Genomic DNA, 14499 nt, shown 5'->3' on the forward strand with positions numbered 1-14499 from the left:
GGCCGTTCGCTTTCCGACCGGCCACACCTCGCCGCTCGCCTGCCGTCTCCCGCCGCTCGATCTCGCCGAGACAGGGCTGCTACGTGGGTGGCGCGGCGACGAAGGCTTCGATGGTGGTGAGGTGCTCCGGCTGGAGCCCGCGGTTCGGGGCCGGCGCGATCAGCAGGGTCCGGCCGAGCCGGGCCGGGGCCCAGCGCATCAGGAAGCCGGTGCCCCCGGCGTAGGCCATGCCGCGGCGGGGCGCGGCGCTCCAGCCGGGACGGTTCGCGTTCAGGACACCGTCGACGTCCAGCAGCCAGACCGGCGCGGCGGCGGTCACCATGCCGGGCGGATACGGCCGGGGACGGTGAGGCGGGAGAGGGCTGTGCGGACCGTGGCCAGCTGTTCCGGGCCGAGGGAGTCGGCCCAGGGGCGGAGGACCTGCTCGGCGGCCTCGTCGGCGGCGCGGGTGCAGGCCCAGCCCCGGTCGGTGAGGGTCAGCAGGCGGGCGCGGGCGTCGGCCGGGTGCGGGCGGCGTTCGACGTAGCCCTTGCGGACCAGCTCGTCGGCCATCTGGCTGGCGGCCTGCTTGGTGACGCCCAGGTGCTCGGCGAGTTCGACGATGGTGGCGCCGTCCGGGGCGAGGCGGACGAACGCGTAGCCGTGCGCCGGGCGGATGTCGGTGAAGCCACGGGCCCGGACGCCGGCGTCGATGCCGTCGACCAGGGTGGATGCGGCGCCGAGCAGCAGCACCGGGAGGTCCAGAAGATCACGTCGCACCGTAACAGTTTGACATGAAGGTCAAGCCGGTTGACTATGTAGTCAAGAAGCTTGTCTATTTGCGGGGAGAGATCATGGCGATTCATCGGCGGGACGAGGCTGTTGTGCACCGGCTGCACGGTTCGGTCTTCCATTCGTACGTGGCGCCGGCGACCGGGAGCACGGAGCTCTGCGCCTGGCGGCTGGAGATCGCCGGCGGCGTGGAGGGGCTGACGCACCGGGTCGACCGGGAAGAGGTGTTCCTGTTGCTCGCCGGCCAGATCCGGGTGTCCCTGGACGGAGTGTCCGAGGGCATGGCCGCCGGGGACGTGCTGCGGGTGCCGGCCGGGTCGGTGTTCGGTGTCGACAACCCGAGCACCGAGACGGCGCAGGCGTGGGTGACCACCAGCGTCGGGCTGACGGCGACGCTCCCGGACGGCTCCGTGATCAGCCCACCCTGGGTCCGCTGACCCGACCGTGGGGAGTTGTGGCGCGCTCCGCACCGAAACTCCCCACGCAGGGTCGCAACAGCCGTTGCGTGGGGAGTTTCGGTGCGGAGCGCGCCGAAAGTCCCCACGCAGGGTTGGGGCGGCTGTTGCGTGGGGAGTTGTGGTGCGGAGCGCGCCGAAAGTCCCCACGCAGGGTTGTGACGGCTGTTGCGTGGGGAGTTGTGGTGCGGAGCGCGCCGAAAGTCCCCACGCAGGGGTTAGGTGGTGGTGCGCAAGGTCGTCAGGGCGTTCATTTCCGCTTCGGGGAGCGGGCCGGCCGCTTCGGCCGCGAGGCACTCGGTCAGCTCGGTGCGGTTCTTCACGCCGAGCACCACTGTGGACACCCCGGGCACGGACAGGGCGTAGCGGTGGGCCAGCACGGCGGGGGCCGTGCCCCACTCGGCGGCCAGCTTCCGGAACGGCTCCGCCCGTACAAAATCGATGGCCGCGGGATGAGCGGCCTCGAGCGTACGATCAAGGCTCGCGGTCAGTGACCCGGCGGCGACCGCGCGGATGCCGATCACCTGGACCCCGTTCTCGGTCGCGGAGCGGACGATGTCGTCGGTCCGCGGCCGGACGCCGGGGAAGAACCAGAGGTCCCCGTTGAAGTCGAGCGGGTTGACCACGATCTGCGCGGCGTCCGGACGCGGGGTGTTCCGCAGTGCGGTGAGCACGCCGTCCGGGTGGCCGACCGCGGTGATGCCCCAGGCCCGGATCAGGCCCTCGTCGCGCAGCCGCTCGAAGGTGGCGGCCGCCTCGAGGTAGCCGTCCGGGCCGATCGAACCGGGGTGCGGGCCCTCCACCCGGATCTGCGTGTGCAGCAGGAAGAGGTCGAGGTGGTCGCGGCCGATCCGGCCGAGGCTGGCGGTGAGGCCGCGGCGGATCCGGGCGGCGAAGTCCCGCTCGGTGTCGTCCTCGAGCGAGACCTTCGACGTGATCATGAGGTCCGGTGCGGAGACGGAGCGGAGGGCCTCGCCGGCCGCCCGCTCCGATTCGTGGTCGGCGCCGTAGGAGGGCGCCAGGTCCAGCATGGTGATGCCGGCGTCGAGGGCGGCATGGATGGTGGCCACCGCCTCCGCGCGTCCGGTCGAGCCCCAGACGCCGGCGATGCCGCCGCCGCCCAGGGTCAGTGCGCTGATCCGGCCGAGTCGTCCGAAGTCCCGTAGTTCCATGGTGCGGACGGTAGGACCTGGAGCGCGCTCCAGCACAAGAGCGGAACGCCTACTTGCTCGGCTCCGGGATGTCGCACTTGATCTTCGGGTTGACGCCGAGCCAGTTCAGCGGGCCCGCGACCACGGTGACGATGACCGTGCCGGCCTCCGCGCAACTCGTGTCGCCGGTGTCCTTGAAATAGCCGCGCTGGGCTGCCGCGACCGCGCCGAGCACGAGCCAGACGATGATGATTACCGCACCGATACGCATCGAGAGCCTCCTTGGGGGTATGCACCGCAGGTACCCGCAACCCGTCGATCTTTAAACGGGATCCCTAAAGAGCGGCCCGGCACGGGCGATGGACCAGCGTGCTCTCGTCGGTGGTGACCCTGATCGGGGACCTCTATCAGTCTCATACCGGGCTCGCCGAGCGTGCCACGGCGCTGATCGCGAGCGCCGACGCGGCTGGCGACCGGCAGAGCGCCGACCTGGCCCGCCTGGTCCTCGCCGAGCTGGACAACCGCGGCGGCCGGGCCATCGAGGGCGTCGCCACCGCCCGTGACCTGCTCGACGCGAGCGACGACCGGCTGGTGCGGGCACACGCGCACGCGCGCATCGCCGGTGGCGTGTGGCGGATCGGGGACACCGCGACCGGGGTGCGGCACGCGCTCTGGGCGACCCGGATGCTCCGGCCGGAGGACCCGGCGCCGATCCGCGCCGACCACGCGATCATCCTGGCCGTGATGGTGAACGACCAGCGGGTGGGCGGTTTCGAGTCGGCCGAGTTCGCCGCCGCGCAGGTCGAGGCGGAGGCGTCCGGCCGGCCGACGCTGGAGATCGCGAACCTGAACAACTGGGCCTGGTACGCCTACGAGGGCGGCGACCTGGACGCCGCCGCCGTGATGGTCGAGCGGATGCGGGCCCGGGTGGAGTCGTCCGGCCTCGGGCTGAACTGCTCGTGCGCGGACACCGTCGCCCGGGTGCTGCTGGAGACCGGCCGCCCGGAGAAGGCCGAGTCGGTGATCCTGGACGCGATCGAGAACGCGCCGGCCACCGACTCGGACGCGGTACCGGCCGCGCTGCTGACCCTCGCCGAGATCGAGCGCCGGCAGGGTGACCTGGCCGGCGCGATCCGGACGCTCGACCGGGTCCGGAAGATGGCGGCTGAGAGCGACCGGCCGGACGCCGGCGCCGAGGCGCTGCGTGGGCTGGCGTCCTGCCACGCCGAGGCCGGGGACTTCGAGGCGGCGTACCGGACCATGTGCGAGTTCCACGAGGCGTGGGAGGTCCTGCGGACGCAGCAGAGCGCGGTCGCGGCCCGGTTCGCGCACGCGCAGTTCTCCGTCGAGCAGGCGCAGGAGATGGCCGAGCGGGACCCGCTGACCGGCCTGGGCAACCGGCGCCGCTCCGACGCGGAGCTGGCCGCCGCGGTGCAGGGCGCCGGACCGGTCACCGTCGCGCTCGTCGACCTGGATCACTTCAAGCTGGTCAACGACACGTTCTCGCACGCCACCGGCGACGAGGTGCTGCGCCGGGTGGCCCGGCTGCTGGCCGCGACGCCGGGATTCGCCGGCCGGCTGGGCGGCGAGGAGTTCGTGCTGATCTTCCGGGCCGGGCTGGACGCCGCGACCGGGTACTGCTCGGCGCTGCGCGCCGCGATCGAGGGACATGCGTGGGCCGAGGTCGTCGACGGACTCGCGGTGACGGCCAGCATCGGGCTCACCGAGGTACGGCCCGGCGAGGACCGGGCCGATGCGCTGCTGCGGGCCGACGATTTTCTGTACGCGGCGAAGCGCACCGGCCGGAACCGGGTCGAAGTCTGCTAACCCGCCTTGCGGGCCTGCAAGGTGTACGTGTGCGGCAACCGCTCCGGCCGCTGCGCCAGCTGCCACTCGCCGTTGTCGAGTTGCCGCATCCGGCCGGGCAGCGCGTTCCACGGCACGCTCTGGTGCTCGACCAGCCCGGTCAGGGTCAGCCCGGCCTCCAGCACCGCGGTGACGATCTCGCCGAGCCCGTGGTTCCACTCGTGCGTGACGGTGTGGGTGAACTCGTGGTCGGTGGCGACGTACGTCCCCGGCTCGTCGTACACCTGCGGCTCGGCCTGCTCGAAGTACGGCTCGTCCAGCGCGATCACGTCGTCGGTACGGTCGTACTCGCACGTCCACAGCACCGGGTGGCCCTCCCGGATGAACAGCCGCCCGCCCGGCGCCAGCAGCGACGCCACGGTGGCCGCCCAGCGCTTGATGTCGGGCAGCCAGCCGAGCGCACCGATCCCGGTGAAGACCAGGTCGAACTCGCCGTCCAGGACGTCCCGCGCGGCGTACACGTCACTCTGCACGAACGGGATGTCGGCGCCCGCCCGTGCGGCCAGGTCCCGCGCCTGCTTCAGCGACTCGCCGGAGAAGTCCAGCCCGGTCATCCGGGCACCGAGGCGGGACAGCGAGAGCGTGTCGGTGCCGATGTGGCACTGCAGGTGCACCCCGCGCAGCCCGGTGATGTCGCCGAGCAGCGGGAGGTCGAAGCGGACCACCCGGCTCAGGTGCTCGGGGTCGGCCACGAAGCGCGACACCTCGTAGCCCTCCGACGCGGCGTGTGCGGGGGCCCGCTCGTCCCAGTTGGCCCGGTTGACGGTCAGATAGTCGCTCACGCGCCGGACTTTATGCGATCCCGGAACCACAGCGCACTCTGTTTCGGCGTACGCGTCTGGGTCTCGTAATTGACCGCGACCAGGCCGAACCGGCGGCCGTAACCCTCGGCCCACTCGAAGTTGTCCATCAGTGACCAGGCGAAATATCCGCGCAGGTCGGCGCCCTGTGCCCGGGCCGCGAGAGCCGCCTCGATGTGCGCCTCCAAGTACGCGGTCCGCTCCTTGTCGGCGACGAAACCATCAGCGGAAGGGACGTCGTCGTAGACCGCGCCGTTCTCGGTCACGGCCAGCGGCACGCCGTAGTCGTGGTGCAGGCGCAGCAGCAGCGTGGTGAACCGGTCCGCGGTGATCGGCCAGCCCATCGCGGTGGTCGGCACGTCCGGCTTGATCTCCCGGACGATCGGCAGGCCCTGCGCGTCGTGCGTACGGCCCTGCTCGTCGCGGCCGGCGAAGTCCTGTCCGAAGTAGAAGTTGACGCCGAGCACGTCGGGTCGCTGCGCGATGATCGCCAGGTCCCCGTCGAGGACGGGGAGGGTGTGGCCCTGCTGGTGCAGGTCGGCCAGCACGTCGGCGGGGTAGTGGCCGAAAACGATCGGGTCGAGGAAGATCCGGGTGACGTTGCCGTCCGCGCGGCGGGCCGCGGCGATGTCCAGCGGGTCGTCGGTGTGCGGGGTTGCCGTGCCGATGTTGAGCGCAATGCCGACAGAATTGTCCGGTTTCTTCAGGATGGAAGCGGCCAGCCCGTGTCCCAGTAGCAGGTGATGAGTGGCGGCCAGCGCGTCTGTCAGGCTGCGGCGGCCGGGCGCGTGCACCCCGTGCTGATACCCGAGATACGCCGCGCACCACGGCTCGTTCAGGGTCTGCCAGTTCTTGACCCGGTCCTGCAACCTGTCGAAGACCAGCGCGGAGAAGTCCGCGAACCGGTACGCGGTGTCCCGCTCCGGCCAGCCACCGGCGTCCTCCAGCTCCTGCGGCAGGTCCCAGTGGTAGAGCGTGAGCCACGGCGCGATCCCGTTGCCCAGCAGCTCGTCCACGAGACGGTCGTAGAACGCCAGCCCGGCCGGGTTGGCCGGGCCGCGCCCACCGGGCTGCACCCGCGGCCAGGAGACCGAGAACCGGTACGCGTCAACACCCAGGCTCTTGATCAGCTGCACGTCGGCCGGCATCCGGTGGTAGTGGTCGCAGGCCACGTCGCCGTGCTCGCCGACGACCCGGTGACCGAACGTGTCCCAGATGGACGGTGTCCGGCCGTCCTCGGCGGCGGCGCCCTCGATCTGGTACGCGGAGGTGGCCACACCCCAGGTGAATGTCACTTCTTCTCCCGTTTCAGCTGGAGGTGGACATGGTGAGGGCCGGTCCCGACGGCAGGGGACCGGCCCTCTGCTTCATCTAGCCGACCGGCTCTTTCACGGGGTGCAACCAGCACGCCACCGATCGCGGCGAGTCGTCCGGCCGGGCCAGCACCGGGATGTTCGTCGAGCACGGCTCGAACGCCTTCGGGCAGCGCGGGTGGAACGAGCAGCCGCTCGGCATCCCCTTCAGGTCGGGCGGGGTGCCCGGGATGCCGGTCAGCTCGCGGCGCGGCCCGCGCAGGGACGGGAACGACCCGAGCAGACCCTGCGAGTACGGGTGCAGCGAGTCCTTGTAGATCGCCGCCGCCGCGGCCTCCTCGACGATCCGGCCGCCGTACATGATCGCGATCCGGTTCGAGAACTCGACGAGCAGCGACAGGTCGTGCGTGATGAAGATGACCGAGAAGCCGAGCCGTTCCCGCAGCTCGATCAGCTGACCGAGGATCTGCCGCTGCATCACCACGTCGAGCGCGGTGGTCGGCTCATCCATGATCACGACCTGCGGCTGCAGGATCAGCGCCATGCCGATCATCACGCGCTGGCGCATGCCGCCGGAGAGCTGGTGCGGGTACGCCTCCATCCGGTCGGCCGCGATACCGACCAGCTTGAGCATCTCCCGGGCCCGGGCGTTGCGGGCCGCCTCGGACATCTCCGGGCGGTGCGCCCGGAGCACGTCGGTGAGCTGGGTGGAGATCTTGTGCACCGGGTTGAGCGAGTTCATCGCGCCCTGGAACACGATCGCCGTCTCGGCCCAGCGGAACGCCTGCAGGTGCCGGTCGGAGAGGCCGAGCACGTCGTACGCCTCGCCCTTCTCCGGGTGGTAGATCACCTCGCCGCCGGTGATCACGCCGGGCGGGGCGAGCAGGCGGGTCATCCCGTACGCCAGGGTGGACTTGCCGGAGCCGCTCTCGCCGGCCAGGCCGAGCACCTCCCCGCGGTGCAGGGTGAGGTTGACGTCGCGGACGGCGCGGACCGCCTGGTCGCCCAGGCCGTACTCGACGTTCAGGTTGCGGATCTCCAGAACCGGGGTGCTGCTCACTGGGTGACCTCCTTCCGAATGACGGGCGTCGGGGTGGCGTGGGTGTGTGGCGCTGCCGAGCGGCTGAGCACCGGGGTGAAGCCGATGCGCATCCGTACGGTCCGGCCGTCCACGGTCTTGATCTTCGTCTTGCCGACGCTGCGCAACCGTGGGCTGACGAACTCGTCGATACCGAAGTTGATCAGCGAGAGCGCGGTGCCGAGGATCGCGATCGCCAGACCGGCCGGGATGAACCACCACCAGGCCTCCTGGGCGAGCGCCTGCTGGCCCTGCGCCCAGAACAGGATGGTGCCCCAGTTCCAGGTGGTGCCGGAGGTGACGCCGATGAACGCCAGGGTGATCTCGGAGAGCACCGCGAAGATCACCGTGCCGACGAAGCCGGACGCGATCACCGCGGTCAGGTTCGGCATCAGCTCGAAGACGATCACACGCCAGGTCTTCTCGCCGGTGGCCCGGGACGCGTCGACGAAGTCCCGCCGGCGCAGCGACAGCGTCTGCGCGCGCAGCACCCGGGCGTTCCAGGACCACGAGGTGAAGCCGATCACCAGGGCGATCAGCCAGTCCTCGGCGCTCTCCAGAGTGGACGTGATGATGATGATCAGTGGCAGCGCCGGGATGACCAGGAAGACGTTGGAGAGCGCGGACAGGCCCTCGTCGGTCCGGCCGCCCAGGTAGCCGGCGGTCACTCCGATCAGCACCGAGAGCACGGTGGCCACGGTCCCGGCGAAGAAGCCGACGAACATCACGCTGCGGGTGCCGCTCAGCAGCTGGCTGAAGACGTCCTGGCCGAGGTGCGTGGTGCCGAGCCAGTGCGCGCCCGACGGGGGCTGGACCAGGTCGTTGCCGCGGGCGTCCGGGTCGTACGGCGCCACCCACGGTCCGATGATCGCGATGACCACGTAGATGCCGAGGATGATCAGGCCGGCCGCGGCCTTCTTGTTGCTGATGAAGCGGAACCGCTGGCGCTTGGCCTTGGTCGGCTTGTCGGCCTCCGGCTGCGCCATCGAGCCCTGGCCGGGGATGACCTGTTCGAGGCTGGAGGTGGGAATGGTCATCGGGCCGCCCTCCGCTCGATGCTGGGGGTGAGAACCGTCATCGCTCAGCCCTCCTTGCGGGTGCGCGGGTCGAGGAGCAGGTAGGCCACGTCCGCGATCAGGTTCGCCACCAGCACCGAGATCGTGATGATCAGGAAGATGCCCTGCATCAGCGGGTAGTCCTGGGCGCCGAGCGCCTGGAAGAGCTGGAAGCCGACGCCCGGGTAGGAGAAGACGATCTCCACGAGCAGGGTGCCGCCGACGATGAAGCCGAGCGACAGTGCGAAACCGGACACGTTCGGCAGCAGCGCGTTGCGGGCCGCGTAGCTCAGGGCCACCCGGCGGTCGGAGAGGCCCTTGGCGTGCGCCACGGTGATGTAGTCCTCGGAGGACACCGTCACCATCATGTTGCGCATGCTGAGGATCCAGCCGCTGACCGAGGAGATCAGGATGGTCAGCGCGGGCAGCAGGCTGTGCTGGATCGCGCTCGGGATGAAGTACTGGTCCCAGGCCGGCACCAGGCCGCTGCCGAAACCGCCGGACGACGGGAAGAAGCTGTCCGGTCCGGTGAGCAGGTAGATCGCGATGATGCCGAGCCAGAAGTACGGCACCGAGGAGAGGAACGTGGTCACCGGCAGCAGGCCGTCGGCCCAGGAGCCGCGGCGCCAGCCGGCCAGCACGCCCAGACCGGTGCCGAGGAAGAAGCTGATCACGGTGGTGATGCCGACGAGCGTCAGCGTCCACGGCAGGCTGCTGGAGATGATCTCCGAGACCGGGGTCGGGAAGAACGTGAAGGACAGGCCCAGGTCGCCGTGGAACAGCTGGTTCCAGTAGTCGAGGTACTCCTGCCAGACGCTCTTGTCCTTGTCCAGTCCGAACAGGACGTACAGCGACTCGATCGCCTTGCTGCTGAGCTGGCCCTGGAACTTGGTGATCAGCGCCTGTACCGGGTCGCCGGGGACCATCCGCGGGATGAAGAAGTTTAGCGTGATCGCGGCCCACGCGGTGAAGAGGTAGAAGGCCACGCGCTGGAGGAAGTACTTCACTGCTTCACCTCGGCCTTGTCGTCGCTGTCGTAGAGCCAGCAGGCGGCCCAGTGGCCGGGCACGTCGCCGATCTGCAGCGGCACCGGCAGGTCGGTGCGGCACCGTTCCATGGCGACCGGGCAGCGGGGGTGGAACCGGCATCCGGTCGGCGGGTGGATCAGGCTCGGCGGCTCACCGTTCCCGGCGTCCTCGCCTTCGGCTTCGGATCCGCCGATCATCCGGTCCGGGTCCGGCGCCGAGTGGATGAGCAATTTTGTGTACGGGTGAGCCGGCGACTGGGTGACCGTCTCGCTGTCGCCACCCTCGACCAGCCGGCCGGCGTACATGACCATCGTCTGATCCGCGAAATAGCGCGCCGACGCGATGTCGTGGGTGATGTAGAGGATCGCCAGGTCGAGCCGGTCGCGCAGGTCGCGCAGCAGGTTCAGCACGCCGAGCCGGATCGACACGTCCAGCATGGACACCGGCTCGTCGGCGAGCAGGGCCTCGGGGCCCGCGCCGAGCGCCCGGGCGATCGCCACGCGTTGCCGCTGGCCGCCGGAGAGCTCGTGCGGGAACTTGTCCAGGTACCGCTCCGGCGGGGTCAGCTGCACCCGCTCGAGCAGGTCGTCGAGGGCCTGGGCCAGGTCGCCCGCGGTGGTCCCGGCGTTGCCGTGGATCTTCAGCGACCGGGTCAGGTGATAGCGGATGGTGTGCGTCGGGTTCAGCGACGCGAACGGGTCCTGGAAGATCATCTGGACCTGGGAGCAGTACCGGCGGAACGCCGCACCACCCCGGACCTTCGTCGTCTCGCCGTGCAGCTGGATGTCCCCGCCGGTACGCGGGTACAGCTGGGCGAGGAGCCGGGCGATGGTGGACTTGCCCGAACCGGATTCGCCGACCAGGGCCACCACCTGGCCGCGGCGGAGAGTGAGGTCCACATCGTCGACGGCGTGGACCACGTCGTGCCGGTGGGAGAAGAGGTCGCGCAGCTTCCGGCGGACGGGGAAGTGCTTGGTCAGGCCGATCGCCTCAAGCACCACCTCGCCGGCCGGCGCCTTCGCGTCGGGAATCGACGTCATGGCCGGTTTCCTTACAGGCTGGGGAGGGGCACGGGCGCCCCGGAGAAGATCCGGGGCGCCCGCGGGACGATCAGGAAGTGGCGGGCTTGAGGTGCATGATCACGTCGAGCGCACCGGACTGGGTGGGCTGCAGCGGGGCGTACGGGTCGGTCTCCGACGGCCAGCCGATCCAGTTCTTGGTGCTGATCGCGCCACCGACGTTGTCCGAGCCGATCGGCAGCATCGGCGCCTGCTCCACGAAGATCTTCTGGATCGTGGCCAGAGCGGGGATGCGGTCCGCGTCGCTGGTGGCGTTCGCGTACGCCTTGAGCGCGGCGGTCGCCTCCGGGCTCTTGAAGCGGCCGAAGTTGCCCTGCTGGGCCGGGGTGCCGATCGGCTTCATCAGGTCGCCGTCCATCACCGTCTGGTAGATGTCGAACGGCGTCGAGCCACCGTTCGTCCAGCGCATGACGGCGTCGAAGTCGCCCTTCTGCACGTTGGCGTCCCAGACGTTCTGGTTCGGCTTGTCCACCGTGGCCTTGATGCCGATCTCGGCCAGGTTGCTCTTGATGATCTCGAGCGTGGTCTGGTAGTCCGACCACGGCGCCGGGTCGCTCAGCTTCAGGGTGACCGGCTTGCCGGACTTGTCCTTCAGGGTGTCGCCGTCCAGCTTGTAGCCGGCGCCGGTGAGCAGGGTCTTGGCCCCCGCGACGTCGACCGAGAGGGTCTTGCCCTTGTAGGCCTCGGTGACGAACGCGTCACCAGCGCCCTCCGGCAGACCCGTGACGCTCTTCAGCTCCGGGTGGAAGTAGCCGGCCTCGGCCTGGTTGAAGATGTCCGCCCGGTTGATGACCATGTTCATGGCGTTGCGCAGCGCCGGGTCGTCGAACGGCTTGCGGGTGGTGTTGATGTAGAGGCCGTGGATGCCCAGCACGCCCGGCGCCCAGACCTTGAAGTGCTCCGGGTCCTTGGCGATGAAGGTCTGCTGGTACGCCGGGATGAAGACGAAGCTCCACTCGGAGGCGCCGGTGGCCAGTGCCGTGGTCTGCGCGTTGTTGTCGGTGTACGACGTGTAGCGCAGCTCCTTGACGGCCGGCTTCTCCTGCCAGTAACCGCTCTCCCGGCGCTCGAGCACGATGCCCTGCTGGCTGAACGTCTTCAGCGTGTACGGGCCGCTGCCGACCGGCTCCTTGATCGGGTCGGTGGCCGGGTCCGCGATCTTCTCCCAGAGGTGCTTCGGCACGATCGGGATCTGGCTGATGATCTTGTGCCACGCGGTGAACTGCGAGCTCTTGAACGTGACGGTGACCTTGTTGCCGGTCACCGTGACCTGGTCGATCGGGATCGCGAAGACGTTCAGCGCGTCCTTCGACTTGATCAGGTTGAACGTGTACGCGACGTCCTCGGCGGTCAGCTTCTGGCCGTCCGACCAGGTGGCGTTGTCGCGGATGGTGACGTCGAGGGCCTTGTAGTCGTCGGCCCACTTGATCTCGCTGGCCAGCCACGGCTTCGCGGGGTCGGCCGGCTTGACGTTGTTCCACATGCCCAGCGGCTCGTAGATGGTCCAGCGGTAACCGAGCGACGCGCCCGCCGAGGTGCCGATGAACGGGTTGTTGTTGTCGGTGACCGTGCCGTTCGGCATGCCGATCGACAGGAAGTCCGCGGCCTTGCTGTTGTCGGCGTTCTTGTTGGCGTTCGGCGAATCACCGCACGCCGCCACGCCGCCGGTGGCGAGCACGCCCGCCAGAGCGACCGCGAACAGCTTCCTTCTCTGCATCGGAGAATCTCCTCGATTACTGATTTTGAGAGGTGGGAGGGGTGCCCGAGGGCGTGCGGCATCGCGTGACCGGCGGCAGCCGGCCCCGAGGTGCGCGGGGGTGCCCGACCGGCCTGACGGCCGGTCGGAGCGATGTGTGATCTAGGTGCGGACGAGCTGGTGTGTCAGGCCTGGGTCGAGGCGCGCACGGTGAACGTCGCCGGGATGATGGTCTGCCGGTTCGGGACCGGGGTGCCGTCGAAGTGCGCGAGCAGGGTACGGGCCGCGGCCTCGCCCATCTCGCGCATCGGCTGGTGCACCGTACTCAGGGGTGGCTGGTGGTGCGCCGCCATCGGGATGTCGTCGAAGCCGACCACCGCGACGTCGTCCGGCACCCGCCGGCCACTGTCCTGGATGGCCTGGACGACGCCGAAGGCGGAGAGGTCGTTGTGGCAGAACACCGCGTCGAATTCGAGGCCGAGGGCGATCGCCTGCTTGACCCCGTCGGCGCCACACGCGACGGTGAAGTCGCCGGTCATCACGTGCGCGTCCGAGATGGGGTGGCCGGCCTCGGCGTAGACCGAGGAGAAGCCGTCGGTCCGCTGCACGGTGCAGCCGAAGCGGGCCGGGCCGGTGATCACGAGCGGCTTGTGGCGCCCGATCGCCAGCAGGTGCCGGGCGGCGTCGGCCGCCCCACTGTGGTTGGTGGTGCCGATGGTCGGGATCTGGCCACCGGACAGCTGATCGCGGTCGTCGATCAGCACCATCGGCAGGCCCCGGGAGTGCAACGTGGTGATGTAGTCCAGGGTCCCCTCCGGCTCGATCACCAGCAGGCCGTCGAACGACTTGGCGGCGACCTGCGCACCGAACTGGCGCATCGAGTCGTCGCCCCGGTTGCAGGTGAACAGCAGCAGGCCGTATTCCTCGGCCTCCAGCACGTCCACCGCGCCCTGCAGCACCTCGCCCATCCAGGGCCAGGTGAGCGAGGGCACCAGCATGCCGACCACCCGGGTGCGGCCGCGGGCCAGGTTGACCGCGCGGGCACTGGGGACGTAGCCGAGTTCGTCGATCACGGCGCGGACTCGCGCGGCGGTCGACTCGTCCAGCTCACCCTTGCCGTTGAGCACCCGGGACACGGTCGTCTTGCTGACCTTCGCCCGAGCCGCCACGTCGGCGATGGTGATCGGCACAGCTCCTCCGAGGATTTGTGACCAGCGGGTTGCGCTGGGGTTCGGAACCGGTTTCGGTACCGGTTTCGGCAGTCAACCTCAGTGAGGGCGGTCACGTCAATGTGCCGAGAGATCTATTTAGGTTTCGTTCCGATAACCGGCGCGAGCCGGCTTCGTTTACCCAGCTAACAAACGGTACGTATCGGTCCCCGAGGCAAGATTCGGGAGGACCACCCCGAGCGGGGCATCGATCAACAGGTCCGCGTACGGCTCCCCGCGGGTCACGCCCCGGTTCACGATCGCCACCCGGAGACCCTGCTTCACCGCCCGCAGCACGAACCGCCGCCCGGACATCACGGTCAGCGAGGAGCCCAGGACCAGCAGCGTCCGCGCGCCGGCGACCAGCTCGAAGGCCCGGGACACCCGGTCGGCCGGCACGGTCTCGCCGAAATACACCACGTCCGGTTTGAGAGTCCCGGCGCAGGCCCGGCAGTCCACCACCGCGAAGCCGTCCAGCGCGGCGTCGTCCAGCTCCACGTCGCCGTCCGCGTTCATCGCCGACGCGGTCGCGGTGAAGTCCGGGTTCGCCGCGGTCAGCCGCTGCTCCAGCTCGGCCCGCCCGGTCAGGTCACCGCAGTCCAGGCAGGTGACCCGGGCCAGGTTGCCGTGCAGCTCGACCACGCTCCGGGCGCCGGCCGCCTGGTGCAGGCCGTCCACGTTCTGGGTGATCACGCCGTGCAGCAGGCCCTGCTCCTGCCAGCGAGCCACCGCGCGGTGGCCGTCGTTCGGCCGGGCCAGGCCGATGGTGTGCCAGCCGAGGTGGCTGCGCGCCCAGTAGCGGCGCCGGGCCAGCGGATCGCCGGTGAACGTCTGATAGGTCATCGGGGTGTTGCGCCGGGCCGAGCCGGACGGGCCCCGGTAGTCCGGGATGCCGGACTCGGTGGAGAGGCCGGCCCCGCTGAGCACCACCACGCCGCCCTCGCCGAGCCAGCCGTCGAGGCGGGCCACCTGATCCAGCAGTTCGAGGTCCATGACGGT

The 14499-nt window shown here is 69.9% G+C and carries 15 protein-coding genes; 2 read left to right on the forward strand and 13 right to left on the reverse strand.

Annotated features, from left to right (window positions below; translation table 11 throughout):
- Positions 1–79: 79 nt before the first annotated feature.
- Together ADL15_RS19400 and ADL15_RS19405 are read right to left on the reverse strand one after the other, a co-directional pair.
- On the reverse strand, positions 80–322 hold the full coding sequence (locus ADL15_RS19400; RefSeq protein ID WP_067692809.1) for a hypothetical protein: 243 nt from the start codon (positions 320–322) through the stop codon (positions 80–82).
- Positions 316–759, reverse strand: a complete 444-nt coding sequence (locus ADL15_RS19405) for a MarR family winged helix-turn-helix transcriptional regulator (protein WP_067692811.1) — start codon at positions 757–759, stop codon at positions 316–318. Before ADL15_RS19405 ends, ADL15_RS19400 begins: the two co-directional genes overlap by 7 nt.
- A 74-nt stretch (positions 760–833) precedes the next feature.
- Between ADL15_RS19405 and ADL15_RS19410 the strand changes: the two genes are divergently transcribed.
- Complete coding sequence (locus ADL15_RS19410; RefSeq protein WP_067693055.1) at positions 834–1208, forward strand: cupin domain-containing protein; 375 nt, start codon at positions 834–836, stop codon at positions 1206–1208.
- Between the two features lie 236 nt (positions 1209–1444).
- Here the strand turns inward: ADL15_RS19410 and ADL15_RS19415 are convergent, their stop codons facing one another.
- Complete coding sequence (locus ADL15_RS19415) at positions 1445–2398, reverse strand: aldo/keto reductase (RefSeq protein ID WP_067692814.1); 954 nt, start codon at positions 2396–2398, stop codon at positions 1445–1447.
- Between the two features lie 49 nt (positions 2399–2447).
- Positions 2448–2648, reverse strand: coding sequence for a hypothetical protein (locus ADL15_RS19420; RefSeq protein ID WP_067692817.1), 201 nt, complete (start codon positions 2646–2648; stop codon positions 2448–2450).
- Positions 2649–2746: 98 nt separating this feature from the next.
- Here ADL15_RS19420 and ADL15_RS19425 point away from each other — a divergent pair, with 98 nt between their 5' ends.
- The gene (locus ADL15_RS19425) at positions 2747–4204 is read left to right on the forward strand and encodes a GGDEF domain-containing protein (RefSeq protein WP_067692819.1); all 1458 of its coding nucleotides are present in this window, start codon (positions 2747–2749) and stop codon (positions 4202–4204) included.
- On the opposite strand, the gene ADL15_RS19430 is transcribed toward ADL15_RS19425, so the two are convergent.
- The 9 genes from ADL15_RS19430 to ADL15_RS19470 form a co-directional block, all read right to left on the reverse strand.
- Positions 4201–5025: a class I SAM-dependent methyltransferase gene (locus ADL15_RS19430; RefSeq protein WP_067692821.1), complete on the reverse strand. Its 825-nt coding sequence runs from the start codon at positions 5023–5025 to the stop codon at positions 4201–4203. The two genes, ADL15_RS19425 and ADL15_RS19430, sit on opposite strands and share 4 nt — an antisense overlap.
- Complete coding sequence (locus ADL15_RS19435; RefSeq protein WP_067692824.1) at positions 5022–6338, reverse strand: GH1 family beta-glucosidase; 1317 nt, start codon at positions 6336–6338, stop codon at positions 5022–5024. Before ADL15_RS19435 ends, ADL15_RS19430 begins: the two co-directional genes overlap by 4 nt.
- A gap of 76 nt (positions 6339–6414) precedes the next feature.
- The gene (locus ADL15_RS19440) at positions 6415–7416 is read right to left on the reverse strand and encodes an ABC transporter ATP-binding protein (protein WP_067692827.1); all 1002 of its coding nucleotides are present in this window, start codon (positions 7414–7416) and stop codon (positions 6415–6417) included.
- Positions 7413–8471: an ABC transporter permease gene (locus ADL15_RS19445; RefSeq protein ID WP_067692831.1), complete on the reverse strand. Its 1059-nt coding sequence runs from the start codon at positions 8469–8471 to the stop codon at positions 7413–7415. The genes ADL15_RS19440 and ADL15_RS19445 overlap by 4 nt, the downstream gene beginning before the upstream one ends.
- 44 nt (positions 8472–8515) lie before the next feature.
- Positions 8516–9496, reverse strand: a complete 981-nt coding sequence (locus tag ADL15_RS19450; protein WP_067692835.1) for an ABC transporter permease — start codon at positions 9494–9496, stop codon at positions 8516–8518.
- Complete coding sequence (locus tag ADL15_RS19455; RefSeq protein ID WP_067692841.1) at positions 9493–10557, reverse strand: ABC transporter ATP-binding protein; 1065 nt, start codon at positions 10555–10557, stop codon at positions 9493–9495. Before ADL15_RS19455 ends, ADL15_RS19450 begins: the two co-directional genes overlap by 4 nt.
- A 70-nt stretch (positions 10558–10627) precedes the next feature.
- On the reverse strand, positions 10628–12313 hold the full coding sequence (locus ADL15_RS19460) for an ABC transporter substrate-binding protein (RefSeq protein WP_067692844.1): 1686 nt from the start codon (positions 12311–12313) through the stop codon (positions 10628–10630).
- 164 nt (positions 12314–12477) lie between these two features.
- Positions 12478–13482: a LacI family DNA-binding transcriptional regulator gene (locus ADL15_RS19465; protein ID WP_067692846.1), complete on the reverse strand. Its 1005-nt coding sequence runs from the start codon at positions 13480–13482 to the stop codon at positions 12478–12480.
- A gap of 156 nt (positions 13483–13638) precedes the next feature.
- Positions 13639–14493, reverse strand: a complete 855-nt coding sequence (locus ADL15_RS19470) for an NAD-dependent protein deacetylase (RefSeq protein WP_067692849.1) — start codon at positions 14491–14493, stop codon at positions 13639–13641.
- Between the last annotated feature and the right edge of the window lie 6 nt (positions 14494–14499).

The organism is Actinoplanes awajinensis subsp. mycoplanecinus (assembly GCF_001509495.1).
In the GTDB taxonomy this organism is placed as follows: Bacteria; Actinomycetota; Actinomycetes; order Mycobacteriales; family Micromonosporaceae; genus Actinoplanes; species Actinoplanes palleronii.

Bases quoted from the DNA above. Each gene is read 5' to 3' on its own strand.
- ADL15_RS19400 (WP_067692809.1), bottom strand. From the start codon at position 322: ATGGTGACCGCCGCCGCGCCGGTCTGGCTGCTGGACGTCGACGGTGTC.
- ADL15_RS19410 (WP_067693055.1), top strand. From the start codon at position 834: ATGGCGATTCATCGGCGGGACGAGGCTGTTGTGCACCGGCTGCACGGT.
- ADL15_RS19415 (WP_067692814.1), bottom strand. From the start codon at position 2,398: ATGGAACTACGGGACTTCGGACGACTCGGCCGGATCAGCGCACTGACC.
- ADL15_RS19420 (WP_067692817.1), bottom strand. From the start codon at position 2,648: ATGCGTATCGGTGCGGTAATCATCATCGTCTGGCTCGTGCTCGGCGCG.
- ADL15_RS19445 (WP_067692831.1), bottom strand. From the start codon at position 8,471: ATGACCATTCCCACCTCCAGCCTCGAACAGGTCATCCCCGGCCAGGGC.
- ADL15_RS19455 (WP_067692841.1), bottom strand. From the start codon at position 10,557: ATGACGTCGATTCCCGACGCGAAGGCGCCGGCCGGCGAGGTGGTGCTT.
- ADL15_RS19460 (WP_067692844.1), bottom strand. From the start codon at position 12,313: ATGCAGAGAAGGAAGCTGTTCGCGGTCGCTCTGGCGGGCGTGCTCGCC.
- ADL15_RS19470 (WP_067692849.1), bottom strand. From the start codon at position 14,493: ATGGACCTCGAACTGCTGGATCAGGTGGCCCGCCTCGACGGCTGGCTC.